This is a genomic window from Weissella sp. DD23, from assembly GCF_001579105.1.
Taxonomy (GTDB): domain Bacteria; phylum Bacillota; class Bacilli; order Lactobacillales; family Lactobacillaceae; genus Weissella; species Weissella cibaria.
On record NZ_KQ970399.1, the window covers coordinates 50170 to 52656 of the forward strand.

Genomic DNA, 2487 nt, shown 5'->3' on the forward strand with positions numbered 1-2487 from the left:
TGCACTTGAAGCACAGACACGTTCTGCTGCCGATATTGCGTTTGGTTCTTCGTTGGCAGCAGAAGTAGCAGCGCGTTCTACGGCTGATGCTTCAGTTACTGCTGCTATGAATAAAGAACAAGTTACTCGGTCAACTGCTGATGCATCTATCGTTGCGAATTTAACGACGGAAACAAGTGCACGTTCAGCGGCTGATACCAGCTTGCAAGCCTTGTATAGCGGGCTTAATAGCGATTTTAATGCCGAAATTGCTACACGTTCAGCAGCTGACAGTTTACTGTTAGGCTCAACGGCTGATTTGGCCTCACAAATCGCTAAAGAACGGGATAATCGGGTGTTCAATGACAATTCACTCGCATCCGACATTGCAAGCAACGCTACAAAACGTGACGAATTGTTTGGTTCAATGCTTGATTGGAACATGTCTAATGCCAATTCTATTGCGGCAAATTCGGTAGCGATTAACTCTGTAAATGCAGCAACGATGCACCTTTCGGGTAGCGAGACGATTACTGGACAGAAGAACTTCAAGGGCACTCAAAGTTTCGAAAACCTGAGCGTTTCTGGAACGCTTAATGCAAGCCTATATCAGGGCTATACAACACTGTGGCGAGGCACCCAACCAGCGGTTACTAAAAACACAATGCTGAAGTACACTACCGCAATGCCGACGGGACATGACCGAATTGGTATTATCTTCGGTCCAAATGCTTCTTTTAATTTGCTCATCTTAAATGCTCGCCCATCTAGTGATGTAACTTCAGCCAACGACGGTGGCCAGTACTTTCAATATGCAATCATTGACCCGACTGATACACCGTTTGGAAACAGCGATTATCAGACTAAAAGCCAGATAAATTTACGTTTTGGCTGGGTTTACTTAGGTACAAGCGCATTAAGAATTGTCGGAAATCTGTACAAAACGACCTCACAAATCACAAGCAGTACTGCTTCAATCGACGCCAGTGATGACCTAATTAGAGAGGTATTTAGTTTCAAATCAAACTAGTAGGCATATTGAGCGTTTACGGTCAAATACTCGCCAACTGGTATTGTTCCGGAACTCATATTGATTGTTAGAACACCGGATGTATCAATGATTAACGTGCCAACAAATGCTGATGTTGTAACATCAATCGCTGTTCCATAAGCTGAACCGGTACCCCAAGGAAGTGGAAAATCCTTATTGGTGATTTTCCCAATCTCAGTAGCAATACCATAGTCAACAGCCTTGTTAGTTGTGAATGCGATATAGATTGACACCCAGCCATTCTTAATTCGAATTAGTTGAGATGAACCTGTACCGTTTCCCCAACCAACGGCCTTAGCTGCCGCATTATAAGAAATTTGTGGATCAGTGTTGTATACGGTATTCAATTTACGGCTTTCACCATTCCAACTACCGTTCACCCAGAAATCGCCCTTCGCAGTTAATGGACCAAACACATCTGTGTAACCAGAAACGCTCACGATGATGAAAACACTCAATTCACAAGGTAAATTAATTGAATTCCAAATGAGTTTACTTTTGCGATACTGGTATCACGCAGTCGCAATCCGGAGGTATTAGTAATAACCGATCCAGTTTTCTGAAGCGTCACATTGCTAATAGTTCCGTAGTATGTTCCGGCTTGGGAGAATTTATATCCATCTGGCATAATGCTGTCTGGTATTACATATCCATCTATAGAAGTTGCTGCTGTCACAGACGAATTACTATACGTCAAAACTATTAATGGACCAATTTTTGAGAGGTAAATATTACCGCCGTTATAAGTGACTGAAAAATAGCTAGAACGTCCAAAAATGGCCGTGCCGGTTACTGTCAGGTTTGCGTTACGCTAGGTAGATAGGAGGATTTATTATGACTATCTACGGGTATGCGAGGGTTAGTTCGCAGGGACAAGATTTTGACGGACAAATCGTTCAGTTGAGGCAGTATGGCGCCACAAAGGTGTACAGCGAGAAGTTTACGGGGACAACGGCAAATCGACCGGCATTAAAACGTCTTTTGCGGGTGATTGATGAAGGTGATGTTTTAGTCATTACTAAGCTGGATAGACTGGCCAGGTCAGTTCGAGAAGGGATTAAGGTAATTGACCGGCTGACGGAGAAGGGTATCAAGGTACACGTTTTAAATTTTGGCATGTTGGATGATAGTCCAGCTGGTCATCTGTTGAGAAATATCATGCTGACATTTGCAGAATTTGAGCGGGATATGATTGTAGAACGTCTGGCAGAAGGGCGCGCAAGGGCTAAATCGAATAACCCCAACTACAAGGAGGGACGACCAAAGAGAAAATTAACAAAGAAGCATAGAGAAGCAGTCAGAATGTTGGATGAATTGTCGTACAGAGAGACGGCGCGGCTAACGGGATTAAGCACTGCTACACTGTGGCGTATTAAGAAACAAATGACAGAGGAAAAGAGGGGTGGGAGATTATCTAACGCCACTGAAGTATAGGAGGTGCAATACATGCAATTACC

The 2487-nt window shown here is 43.5% G+C and carries 3 protein-coding genes; 2 read left to right on the forward strand and 1 reads right to left on the reverse strand.

Translation table 11 applies throughout. From position 1 onward, the window contains the following. On the forward strand, positions 1–1009 hold a 1009-nt coding region (locus WEIDD23_RS11040), incomplete at its 5' end, for a hypothetical protein (RefSeq protein WP_197458886.1). On the opposite strand, the gene WEIDD23_RS11045 is transcribed toward WEIDD23_RS11040, so the two are convergent. Further along, positions 1006–1470 carry a hypothetical protein gene (locus WEIDD23_RS11045; RefSeq protein ID WP_062359026.1) on the reverse strand — a complete coding sequence of 155 codons (465 nt, stop codon included), beginning with the start codon at positions 1468–1470 and terminating at the stop codon, positions 1006–1008. The two genes, WEIDD23_RS11040 and WEIDD23_RS11045, sit on opposite strands and share 4 nt — an antisense overlap. A gap of 394 nt (positions 1471–1864) precedes the next feature. On the opposite strand from WEIDD23_RS11045, the gene WEIDD23_RS11050 reads away from it, so the two are divergent. Beyond that, entirely contained in the window at positions 1865–2464 is a 600-nt protein-coding gene (locus tag WEIDD23_RS11050; RefSeq protein WP_062359027.1) for a recombinase family protein, read from the forward strand. The last annotated feature ends 23 nt before the right edge of the window (positions 2465–2487 follow it).